Genomic DNA, 24750 nt, shown 5'->3' with positions numbered 1-24750 from the left:
TCCAGGACAGGAGCAGTTCAAAGGTCTCCTTGTTGAACCAGAGCGTCTCTTTGTATCTGTTGATCTTGAGGAACCGCTGCACCTCGCTGTCACTGACAAAGGGCTCCAAAAGCCTGTAGACATCGGCTGCCTCCCCGTTCGCATACCAGCCCTGGTGGGCCGTGAAGATCCTGATGAGCAGGAGGTCCTCCCAGAGGGCCTTGTCGTCACAACCGAGCTCGCTGAGCGTCGCTGTTATGATGCGGTCGAGCATCCATTCATCAATCCAGCTTCTGCTTATCTCGTTCACAGCGCTCGTCTCGTTCGTGATCTTCCCGAGCGCGTGTACAAAGAGCCAACAAAAATGAGCCGCTGTCGGGCGACCTGGCGGCAGATATTCGGGGACCAGTGGTGCGGATAACATAGCATTGAGCTTCGCTATGATCTGACTCGTGAGATGGGCTTCATCACCTTCCGCCGAGGCGAATTGTTTGATCTCGCGGATGAGGTTCATGGTTTTTTCTTCAATTTCTCCGATCAACGCGGATGTAGTTGGCTTACTTGAGGTCTCTTTCAATTCAAGTGCAGTTTGAGAGAGCCTCTCGAGCATACGGACATTGATGAGCTCTTTCAATCGCTCGTGAACCGGTCTGAGAAAAAGCTCCTGCATGGATTCTTCGATGCTCGGAACCCCCCGACCCGAGAGATATCCGGCAACCATGGCATAGTGACGCCACTCGTTGTCCCGCACCTCGCGAAAGTTAAGAAACGTGTGGCACTTGTAGGGACCGACTTCGATATAGAGGCCCTTTTCAGCGAGTTCTCTATTGTCCCGCACGTATTCGAGATGCGAGATGTGATCACGAAAGATCGTAAAGTGACCGGGCTCATTCGTCACAGTGAGCCCCTGACCAAGCGTCTTCTGGACAAGCCTTTTGGCCTCCGCCCCTTCCTCCCGTGAAGAATAGGCAACCGACGTTCGTATCCATCCGGCGGCGCCTTGATCGTGGTTGTTGAAGACCACAAGACTTCGCTCGTTGTCCGATTTGTTCGAATAGGCGAAGACGTCTTCGTTAACGCGTCCGTCCACGGTAAAAAAATCGTAGAGCAGAAAATGCTCCACACCGGCAAAGAGCGGCCTTATGTGGAGGAGCGGAAATATCTCCCGTTCGTGCCGCTCGACGAGATACTGATCGGGTGTCTCGTCCCAATATGCGCGCCGGTATTCCATGCCGTATTTTTCGGCATAGCCTTCAATCTGTCCATGACCGAACATGGGCAGTCCCGGCATCGTGGCCATGAGTGTACAGACGCCGAAATATTTATCATCCTTTCCGAACTGATCAACCGCTGTTCGTTCATCGGGGTTGTTCATGAAATTGACAAAGCGCCTCAGAATTTCAGGATCAAATTCAAGGGTGTTCTTCATGACCGTACGGTACTTGGCGTTGTCTTCATCCCGGAGCATGTTCATGAAGGCACTGTTGTAAACCCTGTGCATGCCGAGGGTCCGAACAAAATATCCTTCCAGCAGCCAGAAAGCCTCTGCCAGAAGAAGGGTATCAGGCGCCTCTTCTGCAATGCGATCAACAACCTCCCTCCAGAACTCGTTGGGCATCAGCTGATCGAACTTTTCCTTTGAAAGGCTGTGTTCGACTCGCGTAGGAATGGCCCCGCCGGTGCCGGGGTCAGGATACCACAATCTCTGGTAATGCCTTTTTGTGAGCGTCATTGCCGCGTCAAAACGAATAACGGGGAATTGACGGGCCACATGCAATATGGTGCGGATCATGGCTTCGCGAACCTCGGGGTTCAGGTAGTTGAGCTGGGCCGTGTCGTTCCATGGCATGCTGGTACCGTCATTTCCGTGATAGACGTATCGTTCATCGCCTGTCCATCGGTCCCTTCTTCTAAAAACCACGGCCGCGTCGGAACGGTCATAGTAATGGTCCTCGATTTGGATGGAAACCCGCTCGTCATGCGAGAGATCGGGGCCGTTAAAACCGTACCAGGGAAAAGGGTTATGATCGAGCGATATGAACCAGTCGGGATGTTCGACGACCCATCGCGAAGAGATTCCCACGTGGTTCGGGACCATGTCGCTTGCGAGTCTCACACCCCGCATCCAGGCCCTCTCCTTGAGACCCTGGAATGCCTCATCGCCCCCGAGATCATCGGAGATCCGGTAGTCGTAGAGGGAGTAAGCTGACGGCACTGCTTCAGGATTGCCGCAAAGCTGTTTGATCTTTTGGGACGCGGGACTCCTCTCCCAGACACCGATGAGCCAGAGGCCCGTAAAACCTCTTGTTTGCAAGATCTCGAGTTCTTCATCGGGTATCTCGTTAAGCTTGGAAATGAGCCGTCCGTATTTCTTGGAAAGTTGATCGAGCCAGACGTAGATGTTTTTCGCCATGAGCACCAGTCTCGGCATCCACTCCCTGTCGGGGGTGAAGCGTTCCGCTTCGAATTCAAGCCCCGTATACCGGTATACCTCGGCGGGCCCCGGACCCAAAAACGGCGATTTCTCTTCTTCCTTGAACAGATCGAGTGCCTTGAGCATGCGATGAAAGTACTTACCGAGAAGATATCCCCAGTGCTCCATGATATATTCGAGCTGTCCGGCAAGGGAGTGGGGTGCAGCAACTGCCGCGCTTCGCATCATATCGACAAGGTTCTGATGCTCGGGGCCGAAGTACGGCTTGGTTTGAAAATAGGATCGCAGGGATTCGATGATACTCAAATATTTCGTACTTTGCCTGAGCGAGGTATCTTCAAAGAGTTCGAAGAAAGGGGAAAAGGCGGGGTTCGTATTCGCGAGCCATAAGAGGAGCATCTCCTCAAGCACTATCAGACGGTTTTTTACACCCGCGGTTTCGCCATCCAAATAGCTCTCTATATCGATATCCCGTCTGTATACGTGAAGCGGCGGGAATTCGTCGGTGAACCGGCGGATTGCCTTTTCGAGCGCCTCGCGCCCGAGCTTTTGAGACAAGAAGTCCATGGCCTCTTCCATGATCGCCGGTTCCGATTGTTCCATGTAGAGACCGAAGATGTAGTGGAGAATCTCATCGATAAGACCCATGGCAATAAGCTGGCCCGCTTTTACCGCCCGCTCCGGATAGTTGAGAAGGTCGCGCTTCATATTCATTTTTTGGGCAAAGGTTCGGGCAGCCAGATAATTTGCGAAGATTACATTACCGCTTAAGGTGAAGAGCGATTCGTTGAAATCGTATTTGTCCCGTGTCTTCCTCGATACGTGAAATTCCCTGAAGGGCTTTTGCCCGTCCTTTTGCATCGTGGAAGCGGTCATGGTGAAACGATGCTAACACAGGCAAAACCTGTTAGTCAACAATGCCTGCACGGCGCGTTCTCGTCTTTCTCTTTGAAGTTCTCGGCCATCTTGCGCTTGCGATCAGCCAAGCTTTCTTATGTGCCGGCCGTCTGCCTTATTTTATTGATGTTCTTCTCGATAGCTTCCACGTAAGGATTCTGAGAACCATCGTGGTGGTAGCCGATGAATAGATGCATTGAACCCATCATTTTGAAACGGGCAAGGGCGATATCTTCGTAGAACTTAGGCGTGCTCCGTAGCAGGTCTTCTGCGCTTAACGGCATTGCAGAGTTATGTGCGTTCAACCTGTCCATACCCGCAAAACGATACGCCTCGGCAAACTCATCGTAGAGTACAGGAATTTTGTCGATATAATCTTCCGCCGACATCTGGCCGAGAAGATCCGCTGTGCCAAGGGCGTAGCCCACGCGTTTTTCTTCCTCGGAATGGAATTCGATGTTCATATCCAGGGTCACGCCGGTACATCGGATGATGTTGAGAATACAGGGAATGATGCTATATTCCACTCCCAATTCCTCCAAATACCGGCGCGCAAAATCTACGCTTCTCTGCATGTGGGTAAATGTGTACTTTGCGCCGGTCCCCTGATCGTCTCCCTGTGCCTTTATGTATCCCGTGTCATGCAACAGAACGCCGATCACGCCGAACTTAAAATACTCTTTCGAGATCTTGGGAACGCCGCCACTCCTGTTCCATCCGTCGATCATCTCAACAAAGGGCGGGATTGTCTGAAACGTATGAAAGAGGTTGTGATACCGGGTATCGCACGCCTGGTACCCCTTTCTTAATCCCTGAAACAGGTCGATTACATCATCCAATACGCGTTCCATGACGCCTAGGTCATTGTCCTGGTAGTTCTCTGCGTAGATCTTTCGTACGTGATTAACAATATTTTCCCGGGTGAGATTATCCTTTGAGAACATAATGGGGATTAATTTACCATAAAAAGGGGGCATCTTCTAAGATAATTGTCACAACAAGTAAGATTATGAGCGACGAAAGAACATGCGATAATAATCGCGGAAGAACATGCCGTAGATGCCGACGGCCAGAGAAGCGCTCACCGAAACAAAGATGTAGGGATTATGGAAAAGACGTCCGGTCAGATAGACAAGAACAGCAAGCATGACACCGGCCACCAAAGATTTGATCATGTCCCGCAAACCTTTGCGGCCTATTCTGTACCCGATTCTCTTTTTCAATACAAGATAAAGGACCATAAAGTTGTAGAAGGACGCGATCGAAGTCGCCAGTGCTATTCCCATGTTTTGAAAAGGCTTCATCAACAGGTAATCGAGAATCGCGTTCAAGGCGATGCATCCAATTCCTACGATGGCAGGAGTTCTTACGTCGTGGATCGCGTTGAATATCCGTACAAAAGAGATGGAAAGCCCGTAAAAGATTAAGCCTATGCTGAAACCAAAAAGGGCGCGTTGAGCGAGCGCCGTATCTTTCGCCATGAAAGCGCCTCGCTCGTATAAGATCTTCAGGATACCGTCACCGGCAAGACAAAGAAGAATTGTCGATGGTACGAGGGTTACGAAGATCAACACCATGGAACTGTCTATGTGGGAACGGATGCCGTCCCAATCTCTCTGATGATAGAGCCGGGACACGGTGGGAAAAAGCACCGTATAGACAGGCACGGCGAAGAGGCTGAAGGGAAGAATAAAGATGCGAAGGGCATATGCAAGAGAAGCTACTTGACCCGGCGGCAGGTGTGAACCGATGAGTTTATCGACGAGACTGTTAATCGGGACTACGGAGGTCGCGATAAGCGCACCCGTAAAAAGTCTTTTTGCCTCATGCACAGAGGGGTGTTTAAAGGTGAGCGTAAAACGGTAAGATATCCCGTTGAGCTTGAGCCACGGTATCTGCATGAGCACCTGTGCGAGAGAACCGACGCTCACGCCTACGGCCAGGCTGTAGATACCGATTCTGCTTTTAAGGGCCAGGGCAGAGACAATGAAGATAATATTCCACAGGATGCCGGACATTTCGGGCGCCGCGAAGTGATACTTCACATTGAGAAATGCCTTCTGCACCGAGAGGATACCATGCAGGGCGATGACAGGTATCATGATGATAAAGAGCGTGGCCGCCACCTTTTTGGTCTCCGGCGGGAATCCGGTAATGCTCATGATGCGGGAGCCGCAAAAGAAGAGAATGAGGGAAATGAACCCGAGGATGAGGATGGCAAGATTAATGAATGTCCCGTATATCCGGGAAAATTCTTCCGGATCGTCGGCATAACGGGAACAGACAGGGATAAGGAAGGCGCTTGTGGCCCCCGTAACGAAGAGCGTCTGAATCAACTCGGGGAAAATAAAGGCCACCACAAAGGCGTCAACGAGCATGGTTGCGCCGAACAGATAGGCCTGGATCGCCTCCCTTACGAAACCAATTGGCCTGCTCACAAGGGTGATGAGGGTAATAACAGAACCCCTCTTTACGATATCCGCGGCGGCTTTTTTGTGACTCACGGTTTCTTCAGAGGCTCTCTGTTCCAATGTTCTTTCTCTTTACTGTTTTGCGTAGTTTGTTAAGCGCCTTTTGTTCTATCTGTCGTATCCTTTCTCTGGTGACGCCGAATACCTTGCCTATGTCTTCGAGGGTCTGTGGATCATCCCCATCGAGTCCAAACCGGAGCATGATGACTTTTCGCTCATCAGCGGTCAATGTGTCGAGCCAGGAGGCAACCTCCTCCACTCGCCTCGTATGCTCGAGGATGGAAAGGGGTTCTTCGTTTGATGGGTTCACGAGAACCTCTTCCAGAGTCAGTTTGTTTTCCTCGTCTATGAACGTCTCCAGGGAGTAGGTCCGCATGGCTATAGAGAAGAGATTCCCCACGAAATCGATCCGAAATCCGGTATCGTGCGCGATTTCCTCGATAGTCGGCTCCCTTCCTTCCTTCTCCAGGTAGGTGTCCGCGAGCTTCGTGATCTTGTTCACCCGTGACGAGACGTGGACCGGAAGTCGTATTGTCCTCGAATGGTTTGCAATGGCCCTCTCTACGGACTGCTTAATCCACCACGTGGCGTACGTGGAAAATCTGCATTCCTTTGCGAGGTCATATTTTTCAACGGCCTTAATGAGACCAATATTGCCTTCCTCGACAAGATCAAGAAGCGCTAACCCCTGATTCACGTATCGTCTGGCGATCTTCAAAACGAGTCTCAGGTTGGCCTCGATCATGCGACGCCGAGCCTCAGGGTCTCCCCTCGTCACCCCTTCCGCGCAGGCCCGCTCTTGCTCGAGCGTGAGCAAAGGGAGCCGCCGTAGGTCTCTCATGTAAAGCTTTTCCGCGACAATGCCGGCATCTTCCTGAAAGGATGGACCCTGATCGCTATTCTTTATTCTTTCCACCCGTATGCCCCGATGAGTTTTACGAACCGGCAGCCGCCATAGTTCTCTTCCCTGAATTCGCCCCCGTCTACCCTCTCGTATACCATGAGGTCCTGCGTAAATTCGTCTCCTATGGGGATAACGAGCCTGCCCCCCGGAGCAAGCTGATCAAGAAGAGGTTTTGGCGCGGCCTGAGCTGCAGCCGTTACTATGATGCCGTCATACGGGCTATGTTCCTTCCAGCCGGCTGTGCCATCCCTGATGGTGACGACGATATTTCTGTAGTGCAACGCGTCAAAGGTCTTGCGTGCCCGCTTGGCCAGGGCAGGAATTCTCTCTATGGTATAGACCTGTTCGGCAAGCTGAGCGAGGACCGCCGCCTGATAACCCGACCCCGTACCTATTTCGAGGATCGTCTCTTTTCCTGTCAGTTTCAGGGCTTCGGTCATGATTGCCACCATATAGGGCTGAGAGATGGTCTGTTTTTCTCCGATGGGCAGGGGATGGTCTTCATAGGCCTGCGGCCAGAGTGCCTCGTCCAGAAAGAGATGTCTCGGAACTTTCTGCATGGCCGCGATCACCCGATGGTCCTTGATCCCCCTGCCGACGATCTGGGTTTCCACCATATACTGCCGCTTGCTGTCCTGAGAATTCATCGTGGTCATGACGAAAGTTCTTTTGCCCTCCTCCATGCCTTTTCCACGGCTTCTATCACACTTCCTTTGAAGGCCCTCTCCTCAAGGACCGAGATACCTGCGATGGTGGTGCCGCCGGGAGAGGTAATCATGTCGCGCATGACCGTGGGGTGAATCTTTTCCTCCTCGAGCATTTTTAATGTACCTTTGGCGACCTGAAACGATATGGTTTTTGCTTTTTCCCGGGGAAGCCCTATCTTGACACCCGCATCGATCATAGCTTCCAGAAAGAGGAGAAAAAAAGCAGGACCGCTTCCGCCAAGCGCGGTGATGGCATCCATCAGGTCTTCGGTAACCACGGCAAAATCGCCAAGGCAAGCGAATATTTTCTGGATAGTCTCTCGTTCTTCTTTTGATACGGCCGCATTCGAGGTGATGCCTGTAATACCCTCGCCAACCTTTACACAAATGTTGGGCATCATCCGGACAATCTTGACCGGCTTCCCCGTAACCGAAAGGATGTTTGACGTGGTAACACCCGCCATAATGGAAATAAGAATTTTTTTATCGTCAAGATAGGGGGTGATCGTGCGGATCGCGTCTTTCGCGTCTTGAGGCTTCACGGCAAGGAGGATGTAATACGCTTTTCTCGCGAGCTCGGCAGCGCTTTCGGCACATTTCAGGCCATACAATTGTTCCATCTGGCCGGCACGATCATCTTTCACTTCGAAGAGGACAAGACGTTCCTTTTTTGTCCCTGTGCTGAGCAGGGCTTTGAGTATAGACTCGCCCATGTTGCCAAGGCCGATAATTCCAATCTTTTCCATTTTCTTCCCTCCTTTTTTCTTATAACAGATAACGGGGGGCCTTTGAAAGTCAAAAGTGCGCCCCGCCTTTGCCAAAACTTTAAGGCTTTTGGGGCCATGGCCTTGACAGCGGTCACCACCATTCTTAGGCTTTCTTAGGATTAAAAAAAACCACAGGAGGTTTGGATATGAAAAAGGCGTTGGTAGGTTTTATGGTATTGGCGTTGTGTTTTGGCTTTGTAGGCGTGGTCATGGCCCAGGGAGATGCCGGTTTGCAGGACATAAAACAGCAGTTCATGACCAGGCTCGATGCGGCCAGATCAATGGACTTTGAAGGCACGGTTTTGAGCCATGACGTAATGTGCCACTGTATCGTTCTCGCAACCAACATGGGCAACCTCACGCTCCAGGACGACTACGCGCGGTTCGATCAGGAGTACAATCGGGCGAAAGGCCTTGTCATCGGCTCCAAGGTGCGGGGCACATACAAGACAGTCGACTTCATTAACTATGCGATCAACATCTCCTATGCCAAATAGCCGGGAATCGACAGGTTAACTGAATAGAGAACACGCGAAGAAGGAAAGGATGGGGGCGCCGTGACGGGCGCCCCTTATTTGTGACCCAATGTAACCGGCAATGCCGCCGCCGGGAGACGAGTATGGAAAAACCACTACTTGACGTTTTTCGGTTCGGTGGGGTAATTGGCTGCTTTCCACTCCTCCCATCCGCCTTTCAATGCATATACCTTTTTGTACCCTCGCATCATGAATTGCAGCGCCACACTGGCGCTCGTGGCTTCGTTCACTCAGGCACAGTAAAAGACCAGGGTTTTATCCTTGGGATACTTATCGATCCAGGCGCCGAGATTGTGGGCGTCCTCGCGGACCGCCCCCTTGATCTTAACGCTCGCTTCATCCCAATCCTCCGCCTTTCTTACATCGACGATAATGAGATCGGAACTCCCAAGCATGGTCTTCAATTGTTCCTTGGCCATCCTCGGTACGTCTTCCGTCCCCAGGGTCTTTTCTGCCGCGTAGCCAGTCTGAAGAAATCCCAGGCCACAGATTACTAATCCCGCAAGCCATAGCTTTCTCATTATTTCCTCCTTTTGACCCGTATCACTGTAACATGACGCGTGACGGTAGATATGTAAGGAACCGCATCGCTTTGGTGATTCAGAGTATCTGCTCCAGCCACTGACTGAGCCTCCCAAAATGTCCTGTAATCAGCAAAACCCCTATACAGACGAGGAGCACGCCCATGATCTTTACGGCGTATCTCACCAGATAACCGTACTTCTTGAGGAGACCTAAGAGTCGATTAAAGAGAACAGCGGACACGAGGAACGGGATGGCAAGCCCCAGGGAATAGATGGAAAGCAGATACACACCCCGCCAGGCACTGCCTTCGGTTGACGCAATTATTAATATGGACGAGAGCACCGGACCGATACAGGGCGACCAACCCAGACAAAAGGTCACCCCTACGAAGAAGGTGCCAAAGATGCCTATAGGTTTTTCCTTGAGATGGACAACCCTTTCCTGGTCAAGCACGGGTATCCTGATAATGTTCAGATAAAAGAGGCCCATGACGATCAATATGGCCCCTCCGATCTTCAAGATGTAGCCCTGATAGGTGGAGAGGAAGTAACCGATCATCGAAGACGATACGCCCAAGGCCACAAAAACAAAGGAGAACCCCAAAACGAAGACGACCGCATGCAGAAACATCGCTCTCCTGTATTTGAGTGTTTTCATCTCCTCGAGGTTGTCAATGCTGACACGGCTTATAAAGATGAGATAGGAGGGCACAAGCGGTAATACGCAGGGCGCGAAGAAGGAGAGAATGCCTGAAGTGAAAGCGATGATACCGTTCAAGGACATCAAACAACCCTCTCCCGAAGAAATCCCATAGGCTATACTATTCATTCCCTTGGAGCTTGTCAATTGAATATCTCCCCCCCTTGACAAGAATATCTGGCGATCATTATGTTGCATTTAGAGGTTCTAAATCTAAAGGAGGAGGTTCAGTATGAAAAGAGTGTTGGTAGTTTGTATGGCGCTGCTGCTCACGGTTATGTTTGCGGGCGCGGCCATGGCCCAGGGAGATGCCGGTTTGCAGGATCTGAAAGCCCAGTTTCAGCAGAAGATGGATGCGGCCAAAAGCATGGAGTTTGAAGGCACGGTACTAAGCCACGATGTTCTGTGCCACTGCTTTGTGGTCAAAGGCGCCAAGGGTAATGTCACCCTTCAGGACGACTACACCAAGTTTGACCAGGAATACAATCGCGCAAAAGGCCTCAAGATAGGCGCTAAGGTAAAGGGCGAATACAAATCAGTCAATTACCTGAACTACGCTACGAGCGTCTCCTACGTAAAGTAAGGCGGTCGTAGGCAGGAAGAACAGAAAAAAAACAGGGGAACCCGCGAGGGTTTCTCTGTTTTTTTGTTCGCTGAAAGCCTCATGTTTCAGGCCGAAAAGGACGGTTTGGCAGGCGGCCTCACGGTGTCCATTTCATCCGATAATGTGAATCCGTTTCTTTGCCGGCCTCTTATGCAGCAGGATACAGGTCGCACCGGGTCCCCCTTCTCTCATGGTTGCGTTAGAGAAGGCAAGAATCCATTTGCGATGCATGGCCTTTATGATCCACGTCTTTAAGCTTTGTCTTAATACGGGTGCGTCTTTGGATTTGAGCCCCCGGCCGTGTATCACCTTCACACAGTGCAACCCTTCACGGATCGCTTCACGCATAAAAACCTGAAACATCTCGGCGGCGCCATCCATGGAGGCGCCGTGCAGATCGAGCGTTTTCTCCACCGAGAATTCGCCACCTCTGAGTTTTTCCATGGTGAGCGGATTGGTACCATCTATAAATCCCTCCATATACTCAGGCAGATTGGTCACATTGATATTGCCGCCCTCAGAAAGAGCTTCTTCCAGTAAATTCACTGAGTTATGTGAATCAGTCGCCTGGATGTGGCGGGGTTCGCGTTTTACCGTGATCCTTTCTTTGCCAGAGGGGATGACTTTTACACCTCGCATGGCCTCGGTAAGGATGTCCGTGTCGTCTGCTCCGTTTGCTTCCGCTTGGACTCGAGCAGGATCAGGCGAGGCCTTGAGGCCGATCTTACGTTCCGCCAGTAATTCGGGAAGGTTCACAAAAGGTCTGTTTATTGGGTCTTCTTTCATAGGAGGTATTACAGTTGTTCCGCTTCGTAAACGGCTATGGCATACGTTTCCGCCGTGTCATGATATTCAGTGAGCTTTACTTCGAATTCCCCTCTTTCTTCCTTATCCAGGGCAATCATATCGGTGTAGTCTGACAGCGCGGAGCCGTATTTATCAAATAGCGTCACCACAACCCTGATGAGCACGTCCCGGTCAAGCCCGCTTTTGATCCTGCCGGCGATTTTCGCCCAATAGGGAAGCGCTATCTGCGCGCAGCAGGGAAGCTGGGATACAAGGAATATATGGCTCTCCACTGTGACCCCCTCGCCTGAGTCAATGCCCCTTAATTGAAGCTGGTGAAACGCCGTATCGTCGGCGCACGGTATCTCGTTTTGGCCCATGGTAAAATGTACCACATTTTCCGGACCATAATCATCTCAAGGGCAAAAGCACGCTTTGACAACCGGTTGTCATCTGTAATAGATTAACCGGATGAATCGGAGGCCATTCTTTTTTTGCGACAGGGGCAAACCGTGAGTATCATCCGTGATAATAGTCTCGTCCTGATCGTCTATAAAGACAGAAAATACTTAAAACGGGTCACCCAGGGCCAGGGTTTTCACGGCAAGGGGGGCGCACTCGATTACTCGGATATTATCGGCAGGGCCTATGGAGAACGGATCGGTGAATATGAGATCTATGAGCCGACTGTCGAAGATATGGTGATGTACGCATTCAAGAGAGAAACGCAGATCGTATTTCCCAAAGACAGCTTCTTTATAGCATTCAAGATTAACGCAAAGAACGGTTCCAGAGTCCTCGAGGTGGGCACGGGAAGCGGCGCCCTCACCTATATCCTCTCTCACGCTGTAGGCCCTGAGGGGAGCATCGTTAGCTTTGAGCAGGAAGAAAGACACTACAGGAACGCAAAAAAGAACATAGAGAAATACGGGGAATGGGCCAATGTGGAACTTAAGAACGGGGATGTAAACGAATACTCCGATGGCGGATTTGACGCGGCATTCATCGATGTGCGCGAACCCTGGACGTGCCTTGATAAGGTGAGAAGTCTCATGAGCCAGGGGGCTTACGTAGGTATGATCGTTCCAACGGCCAATCAGATTTCAGAGCTGCTCAAGGCATTGGAGAAGGGCTTCGGTCAAATCGAAGTCATGGAGATCATGCACAGAAAATACAAAACGGTGGCTGAAAGGGTGCGCCCGCAGGACAGAATGATCGCCCATACCGGTTACCTCGTATTCGCCCGCAAGATAGATCCGTTATAGTATCACAAACTTCTTTACGTATTCGACGATCTCCTGGGGATCGTCCATCACCCGGAATATCTCCAGGTCTTCTTTGCTGATCTTGCCTGTGTCGAGCTGGTTCGTTTTCATCCATTCTATGAGGCCCGTCCAGTAGGAAGATCCCACAAGTATAATAGGGAAAGGCTTCATCTTCTTTGTCTGTACCAGAGTAAACGCTTCAAAGAACTCGTCGAGGGTGCCAATACCTCCGGGCATGACGATGTAGGCCATTGCGTACTTCAGGAACATGACCTTTCTGACAAAGAAATATCGAAAGCTTAACCTGATCGTGGAGTACGGGTTGGGTTTCTGTTCGTAGGGCAATTCTATGTTTATGCCGACAGATTTTGCCCCGCCTTCCTTTGCGCCTTTGTTTGCCGCCTCCATGACGCCCGGGCCGCCTCCGGTAATGATATTGAAGCCGTTTTTCGCAAGCGTCCTTGCAAGTTCGACGGTATGCTCATAGAGCTCGTCTCCCTTGTGGCACCGCGCACTCCCGAAGAATGTAATAGCAGGTTGGATCTCCGCGAGATTCTCGAACCCCTCCACAAACTCAGCCATAATATGAAAAAGCCTCCATGACTCTTTGAGGGTCATATCGTCGAGCACGTATTGTTTTTCCATGGACTCCTCTCCTCTCGGGAACTAGTTACCCGTCTCTTTCAGGGCTCGCCTTCGGCGAAATAATCTCAAAATTCGTAATGCGGGACCCGAGGCTCACGTCTCAGACAGACCGTGCCATCCGTGGGCAAGGTAAAAAAGGCTTGGCATCAAGACGCCGACACCATCCGTTAACCATATATCGCAAGGGCTTCCGACATTATTTCTTGAGATTTTCTCTACCCACATATATTATGTAGATACGAAAGCGATGTCAAACGAAAACTCATGGGCCAAATATTGATCGGGACGAGCGGATTTTCTTTCGATGACTGGGTGGGAACGGTCTATCCCCAGGGCATAAAGAAGCACGAGATGCTGCCTTACTACGAAAAGAGCCTCGGGTTCAGAGCCCTTGAGATCAACTATACCTACTATTCGATGCCTTCCGAAAGGACCATGGAGTCTTTTGCACAAAGGACATCCCGTGATTTTTCCTTTGTGGTCAAGGCGCACAAGACCATGACGCACGAAAGAACCGAGAACGTGAAGGAGGTCTGCCGACGCTTTAGAGCCGGTGTGGCGCCGCTTAAGACAAATCTCAAGGCATCGCTTTTCCAGTTTCCCTTCATGTTTGTTCCGAGCGATGAGAATGTCGGATACCTGCGCACGCTCAGAGAGGAATTAGCGGATTACGAATCAATCGTAGAATTCAGAAACGCCAGGTGGTCGGCAGAGCGTTACTGGGATATGCTGAAACAACTTGGCTACGGATACTGTATCGTGGACGAACCCAAGCTCAAGGGACTTCTTCCTTTCTCGCCGGTGCTTACGTCTCGCACGGGCTATTTCCGTTTTCACGGGAGAAACACTTCGTGGTTTAAGGAGCCGGTGGAAGTCCGCTACGACTACCTCTACTCGGAACAAGAACTGAGCCGGTTCGTTGCCCCTATCCAGGATATCGCCGCTCAGGCATCGACGACCTTTGTTTTTTTTAACAACTGTCATGCCGGAAAAGCGGCAAAGAACGCGATGATGATGGCGGAGCTACTCGATAAGAAACCGGGTGGTATCACGGGATGACCGGATGAGAATAGGGATTGATATAGGCGGGACAAAGATCGCCGCTGCCATCGTGGACCGGGGAGGCATGGTGACGCCTGTGCGGAGGATTCCGACTGAGACGCAAAAAGGGTACGACGGTGTAAAAGAGGACATAATCCGTCTGGTGCTTAAGACAATAAAGGAAGGCGGGGTCTCGCTGGACAGGATCGAGCAGGTGGGCATCGCTACGGCAGGCCAGATTGAAAAAGGGTCTCAAATGATACTCTTTTCTCCCAACCTCAACTGGCATAATGCGCCTCTCAAAGACGACATGGAAAAGACCTTCGGGATAGCAACATACGTGGAGAATGATGTGAACGCCGCCACTTACGGCGAATGGAAATTCGGATTGAAAGCGATACCGCGCGACGTTCTCGGTGTATTTATAGGCACCGGCATCGGTGGAGGTCTGATCATTGACGGAAAGCTCTATCGGGGTTCTTCAAATGTGGGCGCTGAAGTGGGCCATACGATCCTCAATCCGTACGGATACCGGTGCAATTGCGGCAACAACGGCTGCTTCGAAGCATACTGCGGGGGCTCCTACGTTATCGACAGGGTAAAACACAGGATTGAAGAGGGCTATAAGGGCAGGATATTCGATCTCATCGGTGGAAACACCGAGCGTCTCAATACCGGCCTCGTGGAGGAAGCGTATATGCTTGGGGACGATCTGTGCAGGGAGATCTGGCAGGAGGTCGTTGAATATTTCGGCGCCGCCATGGCAAGCCTCGTAAATCTCTTGAACCCGGAGATTGTGGTGCTCGGAGGCGGCGTGATTTACGGGACAAAGCACCTCATCACCGAGATGGAGGCGGTCCTGAAGAAGAGGGCCCTGTCCGCGTCGCTCGCAGGCTTGAAGATTGAACGGGCAAGCCTCGGGGAAGAAGCAGCCATCCTGGGTGTAGCATACATCAACGAATAGGAGCCCCGAATGAATAATGAGATTTTCAGGGAGTACGATATCAGAGGAAATGTTGAGAAAGACTTAACCGATGAAACGGTAACCAATATCGGGAGGGCCTACGCTGCCTATATGGCCGCACGGGGAAAGAAAGTCGCGTCTGTGGCCCGCGATTGCAGGCTCTCTTCCGAACATTACCGTGATCTGCTCGTCGCCAGCATGGTCGAGAGTGGGCTCAACGTAATAGACGTGGGGCTCGTACCCACAGGTCTTTTCTACTATTCGCTTTTCAACCTCGATGTTGAGGGCGGCATCATGATTACGGGCAGTCACAACCCCCCTGAGATGAACGGTTTTAAAGTGGCTTTCGAAAAATCTACAATCTTCGGCGAACAGATCCAGGAAATAAGAAGAATCATAGAAAAGAAACGATTTGGGACGGGCAAGGGAGCGTACAGACAATATGCGAACATCGTACCCGATTACTATGAGTTTTTGCGGCGTAACATAAAACTCAACAAACGTTTCAAGGTCGTTCTCGACGCAGGCAACGGCACAGGCGGCGTGATAAGCGCGCCCATCATGAGGGAGATGGGGCAGGACGTGGTCGAGCTTTTCTGCACCATGGACGGTCGTTTTCCGAACCACTTTCCCGACCCTACAGTGGAGAGAAACCTCGATGTGCTGAGAAAGACCGTGTTGGAAAAAAAGGCCCACGTGGGTATCGGCTACGACGGCGACGCAGACAGAATAGGTGTGATAGACGAGAAAGGTAACATTATCTGGGGCGATTACCTCATGATAATTTTCGCGCGGGACATCCTCAAACAGAGCAGGGGCGCCTACTTCGTTTCCGAAGTCAAGTGCTCCAGGAACCTTTTTGAAGATATAGAGAAACACGGAGGTAAGCCCGTCATGTGGAAGGCGGGCCACTCTCTCATCAAACAAAAGATGAAGGAGACGGGCGCCTTGATGGGAGGGGAAATGAGCGGCCACATCTTCTTTGCGGACAGATTCTTCGGATACGATGACGCAATCTACGCGTCGCTCAGGTTTCTCGAAATTATGGAGCACGATCAGAGGCCGGTGTCGGAATTCTTGAGCGACCTGCCGAAGATGTACTCCACGCCGGAAATACGGATCGATTGTCCCGACAATGTGAAGTTCGAGATTGTACGAGACCTCACCCGATATTATAAAACAAGATATAAGGTCATCGATACCGATGGTGTACGCGTGACCTTCGACGACGGCTGGGGGCTCGTCCGGTCTTCGAACACACAGCCCATCCTTGTGCTCAGATTTGAAGCATCCACGGAAGAAGCGCTCGAGAGGATTGAAACTATGGTCACGGATGACTTAAAGCGAGTAATGAAGGAACATGGCGCGTAGACAGGCAGGACCACAACTCGTGACCTTAATTCAGGACCTCCTATGTTGAAAATCCCCAATCATATTCTGAAACCGGCGCGCTATACAGGCATCGAGCCTCACAGGATCATGAAAGACGTAAAGGACGTGGAGGTGAGGTTCGCCCTGTGTTATCCCGATGTCTATGAGATCGGCATGTCCTATTTCGGCCATTTTCTCCTCTATGAAGTCGCCAACAACGTAGAGGCGGTATGGTGCGAGCGGTGTTTTGCCCCCTGGATCGACGAGGAGAAGCACCTCAGAGAACACAACATTCCACTCTCTACCCTGGAATCAAGAACGCCATTGAGCGCCATGGATATGGTGGGGTTCTCCCTTACCTACGAACTGAATGTGTCGAATGTCCTCAATATGCTCGACCTCGGAGGCATCCGGATACGCTCCGACGAGAGAGAGGGGGGTCCTATTGTCGTGGGAGGCGGGCCCCTGATGCTCAATCCGAGACAGTACGAGCCCTTTTTCGACCTCATCGTTGTGGGCGAGGCCGACGAGCTGATCATCAAGCTGCTCAAAGCGATGAAGATGCTCAAGGGACTCGAAAGAACGGACGTAATAGAAGAATTGGGAAGGTTCGAGGGCGTCTATGCCCCGAGGTTTCCCCAAAAGACCGTAAACAGGGTCTATATGAAAGACCTCGACAAAACGTATCATCCTGCGCGCCCTCCCATACCCACGGTCGGCAGCGTTCATAACAGGTTAAACGTTGAGGTATCGAGGGGTTGCGCCAACGGATGCAGGTTCTGTCTAGCCGGATTCGGATACAGGCCGTACCGGGAACGCTCTTTGGGATGCGTCACGGACATTATTGATCAGGCTATGGCTACTACGGGCTACGAGGAGATTTCCCTTCTTTCCTTAAGCTCGGGCGATTACAGCGTGCTCTTCCAGGTCATCGATTATGTGAAGACATATCATCCCGGCGTATCCATCTCTCTTCCTTCGCTAAAAATAGGGAGCATCGGCGACAAGGAGATAGCCGCAATCGGTCATATAGCCAGAACGGGGTTTACCTTCGCCCTTGAGGCGCCCACACATGCGCTTCGCTTAAGGCTCAATAAGAACATTGACGTCGGACATCTGACGGAACAGCTACCCCTTCTCAAGAAATTCGGCTGGAGACGGTTAAAGCTCTATCTGATGGTCGGATTTCCCTGGGAAAAAGAAGAGGATCTTGTGGGTATCAGGGAACTACTCGCCCCTTTTCGCGAGGCAGGTATGGACATCAACCTCTCCGTCTCCCCCTTTATTCCCAAGCCTCATACCCCTTTTCAATGGCTCCCCATGGAGGACGAGGCCACACTCAACGAAAAGATGATGCTTATCAAGAGAGTCTTGAAAGGCAGAGGCGTAAAAGTCAATTATCGGGACACAAACGTGAGCACGGTGGAAGCCATCGTGTCGAGGGGCGATGAAAAAATCTCCGGACTCTTCGAGTTTCTGTCTAGGCGAGGTGCGAGGCTCGAAGCATGGAGGGAGTTCTTTTCACTCGGGCCGTACGAAGAGTGGTTTCGTAATAACGACATGGACATGAGTTCATATCTTGGTGCAAGAAACCACGACCAATCGCTGCCCTGGTCATTCGTTCAAATGGGCACGGAAGCGTCCTTTCTGGAAAAAGAGCTCGAGAAAGCGCAAACAGGGGAGGCAACGCCGGATTGTCTTAATGCCTGCGCGGGGTGCGGCCTTTCATGCGGAAAGAAGGGTAGCCCAATGCGCGTGGCAGGGCTGCGCCGTCCCTTAAGCCTCGATTCTTCGACTTCCGGCCGCTCTTTCCCCGCTTTGGAAGTAGGTGTGGCGCCCGCTGACGCGAGCCCACTGAGTTTAAGTCCTAAGCCTCATCGAAGGTTTACCTTCCGCTATACCAAGTGCTCTGATGCCCGCTATATAGGCCATATTGACACGATGAACATTCTCTTAAGGGCGATACGGGCGGCAGGCATAACAATCAACACTCACGGGAAATACCATCCTCTGCCCAAAATTGCGCTTTCCGACGCCCTGCCCATCGGCATCGAAAGTACGTGCGAGCTCATCGAGATTGAGACCGCGCAAGACGTGGCTCAGGACCCGAAGACACTCGAGAAGATAAACCGTGCCATGCCGCTCGGCATGAAAGTGAAAGACGTTGTTGAAGGGGCTTTAACGGATATGGTAAAAGAATACATATTCCTTCTCGTGACCGAAAAGGATATGGCGCGGGAGTTTGTCCCGTGGAAGCGCAGCAAATCAAGGTTCTTCTATCTCTGGAGAGGGAAAAAGGTGAAAAACCTGGGGGCACGCGGCACATTTGAACGGATTATAAAGGTAGAGGCCGGCAGGATTTATGACGTCTGAACTGATTATTAATGTAACCTTTAATGAGACGAGAATAGCCTTTCTTGAAAACGGGGTCATCGTCGAGTTCTTCATAGAGAAGAAGAACGATCACAGCATGGTCGGCAGTATCTATAAGGGCAAAGTGGTAAGGATCGTTCCCGGCATGGACGCGGCGTTTGTGGATATCGGTCTTGAGAAATCAGCCTTCCTCTATGTCGGTGACATCATTCTCGACAAAATGATGTATGAAGACTACGATGATTCTGATTATCGGATAGAGCGCGGTGAGCGTATAGAAGGGGTGCTTGAAGACGGACAGGAGCTCATGGTCCAGGTCTCGCGGGAGCCGATCGGTCAAAAAGGAACCCGGGTCACTTCCAAGATAACCTTGCCGGGAAGGCTTCTTGTGCTCATGCCGGCTACAGATCATATCGGGGTGTCCCGCAGGATAGAGGACGAGGAGGAGAGAAAGAGACTTGCTGCGCTTTTAAAGCAGCTGTGTCCGCCCGGCTATGGAATCATAGCCCGCACCGCCTCGGAAGGAAAGGCTGCCGAGGAGCTCGGCTCCGACCTCAACTTTCTGCTGAGAATCTGGGAGAGCATTCAAGAAAAGGCAAAAGGCCAGCGCGCGCCTGCGATTCTGCATCAGGAGATGGGCATCATCTTCAGAGTCATCCGGGACGTGCACTCCCACAATCTAAAGAGGATCATCGTCGATGACGAGTTTGTTTACAGTAAACTCGAACAATTCATCAAAGAGTATCTGCCTGAAGAAGGATGCGAAGTGGTGCTTTTTAATGAAAAAGACCCGATCTTTGAGGTATACGGCATTGAGATCGAGGTGGCGAAACTCCTGCAAAAGAAGATATGGCTCAAATCCGGCGGGTACATCGTACTCGATTATACCGAGGCCCTGACGGTCATCGATGTCAATACGGGCAAATACCTGGGCAGGAAAGACCTTGAGGATACCATACTGAGAACGAATCTTGAGGCGGTCAAGGAGATCGTCTATCAGATAAGGCTCAGAAATATCGGGGGTATCATCGTAATTGATTTCATCGACATGGAGAGAAAGGAATCGAGGGAGACGGTCTTTCAGACGCTTGTGGAAGCCTTAAAAAAAGACAGAATCAAAACGTTTGCATATCCGATAAGCGAGATTGGTGTGGTTCAGATCACAAGAAAGCGTACCAGACACAACATAGTGAGCCTTCTCTCGGAAACGTGCCCGAACTGTGAAGGCTCAGGCTACATCAAATCAAGGCACACTGTCTGTTATGAGGTCTTAAGAGAGCTGACGAGCGCGTGTAAGAAGGGTGAAGGGAAGATAGTGAACATTCACCTGTCCCCTGAAGTCGCAGACCTTCTCTACGAAGAGGAAAAGAACTCCCTGGAATATATCGAGAGCACGTACAAGACCAAAGTCAATCTCATCGCCGATCCGGCATACAGTGTTGACAAGTTCAGCCTTGAAGGAGTGAAGTGAATCAACCGACCGTGTTATCGGCCGTCACCAACCCGCCATGAAACAACGCTTCTTATCACCGGCAAAGGTGAACCTCATCCTCAAGGTATTATCCAAACGACCGGACGGATACCACAATATTTTCAGCCTGGTAGACCCTATTTCACTCTACGATACGATCACCATCGAAGAGCTCGATTTCGACCACATTATCGTTAAAGACGACAAAGGGATCCTGCCCGAAGACGAACAAAATACCATGTTCAGGGCCGCAAGACTCTTGAAACAGACCTATTCGATCCGCCAAGGAGTCCGTATTTACGTGCAAAAACAGATACCCATCGGGAGCGGTCTCGGTGGACCGAGCAGCGATGCGGCCACCGTTCTCAAGGCCCTCTCGACTCTGTGGAGCCTTCCGGTCTCGCATGAAGAATTAATGGCACTGGGCAAAAAGGTGGGGGCCGACGTGCCCCTCTTTGTATTCGGCAAGTCGTGCATCATGGAGGGCATCGGTGACATCATAACCCCCGTTCATCTGCCTCCCCTCTTTTATGTTGTGGTCTATCCGGAGGCCGTCATATCAACGAAAGAGGTCTATGGGAAGCTAAAAATCGTGTTGACAAGAGACGAAAATAATATTAAATTGATGGGTAATTTCAAAAACATAGGTGATATTGCGGGTAGTCTGGAAAATGATCTTGAACAAATCGGAATAACAATGTGTCCAAAAATCAGGACTATCAAAGATAGATTAAAAGAAGCCGGGGCTCTGGGTTCTTTGATGAGCGGGAGTGGTTCGTCAGTCTTCGGGATATTTGCGAGTATGGAGGATGCGCGCAAGGCTTCCCGATTGATTGAAAACGTAGGCGCTGTTTTTACAACTCATAGTATATCAGCAGGGAGGGATGATATTTATGGAGATTACGGATGTTAAGATTATCATGATTAATGAAGATCGTGTAAAAGCCTACGCGTCGGTTGTCTTTGATAAGTGTTTTATTGTGCGGGATTTGAAAGTGATTCGAGGGGACGATAAACTTTTTGTCGCTATGCCGAGCAAAAGAATGAAGGATGGCACATACCGGGACACTGTCCATCCATTGAATAAAGAGACCCGACAGGTAATCGAGGCCAATGTACTGAAGGCTTACGAGAAAGTGCAAAATAAGGCGGATCCAGCAGGATAGAAGATTGGGGTGTCGTCAAGCGGTAAGACACAGGCCTTTGGAGCCTGCATTCGGAGGTTCGAATCCTCCCGCCCCAGAAATTATTGTTTGAGGAGACTTAAATTGGACAAACTCAGAATACTGACCGGAAATGCAAATCCGGAACTGGCGCAAAAGATCTGCAAGTTCCTCGGGGTGAGGCTTGGCAAGGCAAAAGTGAGCCACTTCAGCGACGGTGAAGTCCAGGTGGAGATCGACGAAAGCGTGCGCGGCATGGACACGTTTGTGGTTCAGCCCACGTGCCCGCCGGTGAACGAAAACCTCATGGAGCTTCTCGTCATGCTCGATGCATTGAAACGGGCTTCCGCGGGCAGGATAACGGTCGTTATGCCCTACTATGGGTACGCCCGCCAGGACCGGAAGGTTTTCCCCAGGACGTCCATCTCGGCGAGGCTCGTGGCGAACCTTATCACTGTGGCAGGCGCTTCGAGGATACTTGCTATGGATCTCCATGCCGGACAGATTCAAGGCTTCTTCGACATACCGGTGGATCACCTGTATGCGTTACCGGTCCAATTCAACTACCTGAAAAAGACGATAAAAGATGAGATCGTGGTCGTTTCCCCCGATGCAGGGGGCGTAGAAAGGGTCCGCGAGTTGGGCAAACGACTCAATGCTTCTATTGCGATCATCGATAAGAGGCGCGAAAAAGCGAATGTCTCGAAGGTGATGCACGTGATCGGCGACGTCAAAAAGAAGACGGCCATCCTCCTCGATGACATGATCGATACGGGCGGGACCATCGTTCAGGCGGCCGAGGCTATCATGAAAAGCGGCGCTCACGCCGTCTACGCGTGTTGTACCCACCCGGTGCTTTCAGGAAACGCCGTGGAAAGAATCATTCATTCTCCGCTTGCCGAGATGATCGCCACCAATACGATCCCTCTCTCGGAAGAAGCCAGGAAATCAAAGAAGATAAAGACGCTCGATGTCTCGCCCGTTCTCGGTGAGGCTATCAAGCGGATTCATAACGACGAGTCAGTCAGTTCATTATTTATATAGGTTTCAGGAGGATTATCAATGGAGCAAATATTAATCAAGGCAGATAAACGGGATGCGAAGGGAAAAGGAGTGGCAAGAAAACTCCGCAACGAAGGAAAGATACCCGGCGTGTTGTACGGAAGGGGGCTGGAGCCTGTTTCCATCACTATCTCAACAAAAGATTGGGAACGACTGGGAAAACAGATGCGCAGAAACGCGATTCTCAATATGGAGCTTACCGGCGGTAAGACCGTGGAGAACAGGCCCGTTATGGTGAAGGAAGTCCAGAGAGGATTTCTCGGGGATAAGATCCTCCATATCGATTTTCTCCAGGTCTCAATGGAAAGGACTATCGAGGTCGAAATTCCCATTCATCTCAAGGGAAAATCCAAGGGTGAGATTGATGGCGGAATCATTGAAATGCACTTGAGGTCCATGAAAGTCGAGTGTCTGCCCACGCAGATTCCTGAGGAGATCGCCGTAGATATATCGGAACTCGAAATCGGCGATTCCTTCCACGTGAGTCAGATCTCGATCCCGGGCGTAAAACTTCTCGAAGGCCCCAATGTAGCCATCGTAACGGTCATTCCGCCGGTTGTGGAAGAGAAACCGGTCGTTGAAGAAGCTGCAGCCGCTGAGGAAGGCGAAGAGAAGGCAGAAGACAAGAAGGAAGACAAGAAAGAGGAAAAGAAGGAAGACAAGAAGGGATAGAGGTTTTTTTGTACTTACTGTGTGGTCTCGGAAACAAGGGTTCCGAATACGTGCATACGAGACACAACATCGGCTATCTCGTTATAGACCGCTTTTCCGAACGATTTAATATCCCTCTCAACAAGAAACAGTCCGGGTGCAGGATCGGGCTCACGCAGGGCCTGATCCTCGCAAAACCCGAAACTTACATGAACCTCTCTGGAGAGCCCCTCTCAAAGCTCATACAAAAGATGAATATCGACATTGCCGATCTCGTGCTCATCCACGACGATCTCGACATGGAGTTCGGCAAGGTGCGCATTCGGTGGAACGGAAGGGACGGCGGGCACAAGGGTGTCCGGTCCGTTATAGAACGCTTAGGCTCGGCTGAGTTCCATCGGATAAAGATAGGAATCGGAAGAAATCCGGCCATGGCAGCCGAGGAATACGTCTTGAGACGGTTTGAGAGAGAGGAACTCGAGGCACTTAACGAAGCCCTCGATACCGCCGCTGAAGCCCTCAATACGTTCGTCCGTGACGGCAGCGCCAGGGCTATGAGCATCTATAACCGGAAAGGGCAGGAGTAAGCGACACGGAAACGGGAAGGCAATCGGCCCTGCGGTATCTGTTTCAGATATTTGCCTGTGGCCATTACCCCCACAGGTCAGGCGCGAAAAATATGGTGTGAGTATGAGTTTTAGCTGCGGTATTATCGGCCTCCCTAATTCGGGTAAATCGACGATCTTCAACGCGCTCACTGCGCTTTCGGTCCCCTGTCAGCCCTATCCATTCTGTACTATCGAACCGAATGTCGGCGTGGTGCCGGTACCTGATGACAAGCTCGCAGGTCTCGCAGCTATCGTGAGACCGGACAAGGTGGTGCCCACCACCATAGAATTTGTCGATATCGCAGGCCTCATCAAGGATGCCCACAAGGGAGAAGGGCTCGGCAACAAATTCCTCGCCCACATCAGAAATGTAGATGCTGTCGCCCACGTTGTACGCTGTTTCGGAACTGAGAATGTTCCCCACGTCTACGCACATACGGATCCAGTACGCGATATCGACATCGTGGAAACGGAGATCGTCATTTCAGACCTCGAGATCGTCGAAGAGAGGCTCAAAAAGATCGAAAGGCTTGCAAAGATATCCAAGGAAAAGAACCAGGCTGAGCATGACATGCTCATGGAAGTCAGAGAAGTGCTCGAGAAAGGCTCGTTCATCGATAACGATCAGTACGACGAAAATAAAAGGCAGCTTATTCGCTCCTTCAACCTCATCGCGTCAAAGCCCCTTTTCTATGTGGCGAACATCGATGAAGGCCGGCTTGATAAAACACCGATTCGCGAATTGGAGGACCTCGCGCGCAAGAGAGGCCGAACGGTCGTCTACATCGCGGGCAAGCTCGAGCAGGACATCGCTTTGCTCGAGGATA

General features: G+C 51.1%; 25 protein-coding genes and 1 tRNA gene. 15 read left to right on the top strand and 11 right to left on the bottom strand.

What is annotated here, in order from left to right; all coding sequences use genetic code 11:
- The 6 genes from VMT62_12870 to proC all read right to left on the bottom strand — a co-directional run.
- On the bottom strand, window positions 1-3289 hold a 3289-nt coding region (locus VMT62_12870; protein HVN97313.1), incomplete at its 3' end, for an alpha-amylase family glycosyl hydrolase.
- 116 nt (window positions 3290-3405) lie between these two features.
- Window positions 3406-4161, bottom strand: a complete 756-nt coding sequence (locus tag VMT62_12865; protein HVN97312.1) for a hypothetical protein — start codon at window positions 4159-4161, stop codon at window positions 3406-3408.
- Window positions 4162-4317: 156 nt separating this feature from the next.
- A complete protein-coding gene (gene murJ / locus VMT62_12860; GenBank protein ID HVN97311.1) occupies window positions 4318-5814 on the bottom strand; it encodes a murein biosynthesis integral membrane protein MurJ in 1497 nt (498 codons plus the stop codon).
- A gap of 7 nt (window positions 5815-5821) precedes the next feature.
- Window positions 5822-6697 carry a sigma-70 family RNA polymerase sigma factor gene (locus tag VMT62_12855; GenBank protein HVN97310.1) on the bottom strand — a complete coding sequence of 292 codons (876 nt, stop codon included), beginning with the start codon at window positions 6695-6697 and terminating at the stop codon, window positions 5822-5824.
- Window positions 6685-7341, bottom strand: a complete 657-nt coding sequence (locus VMT62_12850; protein HVN97309.1) for a protein-L-isoaspartate(D-aspartate) O-methyltransferase — start codon at window positions 7339-7341, stop codon at window positions 6685-6687. The genes VMT62_12855 and VMT62_12850 overlap by 13 nt, the downstream gene beginning before the upstream one ends.
- On the bottom strand, window positions 7338-8138 hold the full coding sequence (proC, locus tag VMT62_12845) for a pyrroline-5-carboxylate reductase (protein HVN97308.1): 801 nt from the start codon (window positions 8136-8138) through the stop codon (window positions 7338-7340). Before proC ends, VMT62_12850 begins: the two co-directional genes overlap by 4 nt.
- Window positions 8139-8305: 167 nt before the next feature.
- Between proC and VMT62_12840 the strand changes: the two genes are divergently transcribed.
- Window positions 8306-8656, top strand: coding sequence for a hypothetical protein (locus VMT62_12840; GenBank protein HVN97307.1), 351 nt, complete (start codon window positions 8306-8308; stop codon window positions 8654-8656).
- 134 nt (window positions 8657-8790) lie between these two features.
- Here the strand turns inward: VMT62_12840 and VMT62_12835 are convergent, their stop codons facing one another.
- Together VMT62_12835 and VMT62_12830 are read right to left on the bottom strand one after the other, a co-directional pair.
- Window positions 8791-9216, bottom strand: coding sequence for a rhodanese-related (seleno)protein (locus VMT62_12835; GenBank protein ID HVN97306.1), 426 nt, complete (start codon window positions 9214-9216; stop codon window positions 8791-8793).
- Between the two features lie 79 nt (window positions 9217-9295).
- On the bottom strand, window positions 9296-10003 hold the full coding sequence (locus VMT62_12830) for a cytochrome c biogenesis protein CcdA (protein HVN97305.1): 708 nt from the start codon (window positions 10001-10003) through the stop codon (window positions 9296-9298).
- A gap of 148 nt (window positions 10004-10151) precedes the next feature.
- Between VMT62_12830 and VMT62_12825 the strand changes: the two genes are divergently transcribed.
- A complete protein-coding gene (locus VMT62_12825; protein HVN97304.1) occupies window positions 10152-10502 on the top strand; it encodes a hypothetical protein in 351 nt (116 codons plus the stop codon).
- Between the two features lie 132 nt (window positions 10503-10634).
- On the opposite strand, the gene VMT62_12820 is transcribed toward VMT62_12825, so the two are convergent.
- Complete coding sequence (locus VMT62_12820; GenBank protein ID HVN97303.1) at window positions 10635-11309, bottom strand: Smr/MutS family protein; 675 nt, start codon at window positions 11307-11309, stop codon at window positions 10635-10637.
- Between the two features lie 8 nt (window positions 11310-11317).
- Complete coding sequence (locus VMT62_12815; protein HVN97302.1) at window positions 11318-11689, bottom strand: hypothetical protein; 372 nt, start codon at window positions 11687-11689, stop codon at window positions 11318-11320.
- 132 nt (window positions 11690-11821) lie between these two features.
- Between VMT62_12815 and VMT62_12810 the strand changes: the two genes are divergently transcribed.
- Window positions 11822-12574 (top strand): tRNA (adenine-N1)-methyltransferase, encoded by a 753-nt coding sequence (locus VMT62_12810; GenBank protein HVN97301.1) that lies wholly within the window; start codon window positions 11822-11824, stop codon window positions 12572-12574.
- On the opposite strand, the gene VMT62_12805 is transcribed toward VMT62_12810, so the two are convergent.
- A complete protein-coding gene (locus VMT62_12805; GenBank protein HVN97300.1) occupies window positions 12569-13219 on the bottom strand; it encodes a TIGR00730 family Rossman fold protein in 651 nt (216 codons plus the stop codon). The genes VMT62_12810 and VMT62_12805 overlap by 6 nt on opposite strands.
- 264 nt (window positions 13220-13483) lie before the next feature.
- Here VMT62_12805 and VMT62_12800 point away from each other — a divergent pair, with 264 nt between their 5' ends.
- The 12 genes from VMT62_12800 to VMT62_12745 form a co-directional block, all read left to right on the top strand.
- Window positions 13484-14278 (top strand): DUF72 domain-containing protein, encoded by a 795-nt coding sequence (locus tag VMT62_12800; protein ID HVN97299.1) that lies wholly within the window; start codon window positions 13484-13486, stop codon window positions 14276-14278.
- A 4-nt stretch (window positions 14279-14282) separates the two neighbouring features.
- The gene (locus tag VMT62_12795; protein HVN97298.1) at window positions 14283-15224 is read left to right on the top strand and encodes an ROK family protein; all 942 of its coding nucleotides are present in this window, start codon (window positions 14283-14285) and stop codon (window positions 15222-15224) included.
- A 9-nt stretch (window positions 15225-15233) separates the two neighbouring features.
- Window positions 15234-16595 (top strand): phosphomannomutase/phosphoglucomutase, encoded by a 1362-nt coding sequence (locus VMT62_12790; GenBank protein HVN97297.1) that lies wholly within the window; start codon window positions 15234-15236, stop codon window positions 16593-16595.
- Window positions 16596-16637: 42 nt separating this feature from the next.
- Window positions 16638-18968, top strand: coding sequence for a TIGR03960 family B12-binding radical SAM protein (locus VMT62_12785; GenBank protein HVN97296.1), 2331 nt, complete (start codon window positions 16638-16640; stop codon window positions 18966-18968).
- The gene (locus tag VMT62_12780; GenBank protein HVN97295.1) at window positions 18958-20439 is read left to right on the top strand and encodes an Rne/Rng family ribonuclease; all 1482 of its coding nucleotides are present in this window, start codon (window positions 18958-18960) and stop codon (window positions 20437-20439) included. The genes VMT62_12785 and VMT62_12780 overlap by 11 nt, the downstream gene beginning before the upstream one ends.
- Window positions 20440-20476: 37 nt before the next feature.
- Entirely contained in the window at window positions 20477-21352 is an 876-nt protein-coding gene (gene ispE / locus VMT62_12775; protein HVN97294.1) for a 4-(cytidine 5'-diphospho)-2-C-methyl-D-erythritol kinase, read from the top strand.
- Complete coding sequence (spoVG, locus tag VMT62_12770; protein HVN97293.1) at window positions 21333-21605, top strand: septation regulator SpoVG; 273 nt, start codon at window positions 21333-21335, stop codon at window positions 21603-21605. The genes ispE and spoVG overlap by 20 nt, the downstream gene beginning before the upstream one ends.
- Window positions 21606-21610: 5 nt before the next feature.
- Window positions 21611-21682 (top strand) — tRNA-Gln (locus VMT62_12765).
- Window positions 21683-21707: 25 nt separating this feature from the next.
- Window positions 21708-22646 (top strand): ribose-phosphate pyrophosphokinase, encoded by a 939-nt coding sequence (locus tag VMT62_12760; protein HVN97292.1) that lies wholly within the window; start codon window positions 21708-21710, stop codon window positions 22644-22646.
- 18 nt (window positions 22647-22664) lie between these two features.
- Window positions 22665-23336: a 50S ribosomal protein L25 gene (locus VMT62_12755; protein ID HVN97291.1), complete on the top strand. Its 672-nt coding sequence runs from the start codon at window positions 22665-22667 to the stop codon at window positions 23334-23336.
- An 8-nt stretch (window positions 23337-23344) separates the two neighbouring features.
- A complete protein-coding gene (gene pth / locus VMT62_12750) occupies window positions 23345-23902 on the top strand; it encodes an aminoacyl-tRNA hydrolase (GenBank protein HVN97290.1) in 558 nt (185 codons plus the stop codon).
- 103 nt (window positions 23903-24005) lie between these two features.
- The coding region (locus VMT62_12745; GenBank protein HVN97289.1) for a GTPase at window positions 24006-24750 on the top strand (745 nt) is incomplete at its 3' end.

Source organism: Syntrophorhabdaceae bacterium (assembly GCA_035541755.1).
In the GTDB taxonomy this organism is placed as follows: domain Bacteria; phylum Desulfobacterota; class Syntrophorhabdia; order Syntrophorhabdales; family Syntrophorhabdaceae; genus PNOF01.
This window is presented reverse-complemented; position numbering and strand designations above follow the sequence as displayed.

What these genes read in the sequence shown, in the direction of transcription:
- VMT62_12865 (HVN97312.1), bottom strand. Translation starts at nt 4,161, where the DNA reads ATGGAACGCGTATTGGATGATGTAATCGACCTGTTTCAGGGATTAAGA.
- VMT62_12850 (HVN97309.1), bottom strand. Translation starts at nt 7,341, where the DNA reads ATGACCACGATGAATTCTCAGGACAGCAAGCGGCAGTATATGGTGGAA.
- proC (HVN97308.1), bottom strand. Translation starts at nt 8,138, where the DNA reads ATGGAAAAGATTGGAATTATCGGCCTTGGCAACATGGGCGAGTCTATA.
- VMT62_12840 (HVN97307.1), top strand. Translation starts at nt 8,306, where the DNA reads ATGAAAAAGGCGTTGGTAGGTTTTATGGTATTGGCGTTGTGTTTTGGC.
- VMT62_12830 (HVN97305.1), bottom strand. Translation starts at nt 10,003, where the DNA reads ATGTCCTTGAACGGTATCATCGCTTTCACTTCAGGCATTCTCTCCTTC.
- VMT62_12825 (HVN97304.1), top strand. Translation starts at nt 10,152, where the DNA reads ATGAAAAGAGTGTTGGTAGTTTGTATGGCGCTGCTGCTCACGGTTATG.
- VMT62_12820 (HVN97303.1), bottom strand. Translation starts at nt 11,309, where the DNA reads ATGAAAGAAGACCCAATAAACAGACCTTTTGTGAACCTTCCCGAATTA.
- VMT62_12815 (HVN97302.1), bottom strand. Translation starts at nt 11,689, where the DNA reads ATGGGCCAAAACGAGATACCGTGCGCCGACGATACGGCGTTTCACCAG.
- VMT62_12805 (HVN97300.1), bottom strand. Translation starts at nt 13,219, where the DNA reads ATGGAAAAACAATACGTGCTCGACGATATGACCCTCAAAGAGTCATGG.
- VMT62_12800 (HVN97299.1), top strand. Translation starts at nt 13,484, where the DNA reads ATGGGCCAAATATTGATCGGGACGAGCGGATTTTCTTTCGATGACTGG.
- VMT62_12795 (HVN97298.1), top strand. Translation starts at nt 14,283, where the DNA reads ATGAGAATAGGGATTGATATAGGCGGGACAAAGATCGCCGCTGCCATC.
- VMT62_12790 (HVN97297.1), top strand. Translation starts at nt 15,234, where the DNA reads ATGAATAATGAGATTTTCAGGGAGTACGATATCAGAGGAAATGTTGAG.
- VMT62_12785 (HVN97296.1), top strand. Translation starts at nt 16,638, where the DNA reads ATGTTGAAAATCCCCAATCATATTCTGAAACCGGCGCGCTATACAGGC.
- VMT62_12780 (HVN97295.1), top strand. Translation starts at nt 18,958, where the DNA reads ATGACGTCTGAACTGATTATTAATGTAACCTTTAATGAGACGAGAATA.
- ispE (HVN97294.1), top strand. Translation starts at nt 20,477, where the DNA reads ATGAAACAACGCTTCTTATCACCGGCAAAGGTGAACCTCATCCTCAAG.
- spoVG (HVN97293.1), top strand. Translation starts at nt 21,333, where the DNA reads ATGGAGATTACGGATGTTAAGATTATCATGATTAATGAAGATCGTGTA.
- VMT62_12755 (HVN97291.1), top strand. Translation starts at nt 22,665, where the DNA reads ATGGAGCAAATATTAATCAAGGCAGATAAACGGGATGCGAAGGGAAAA.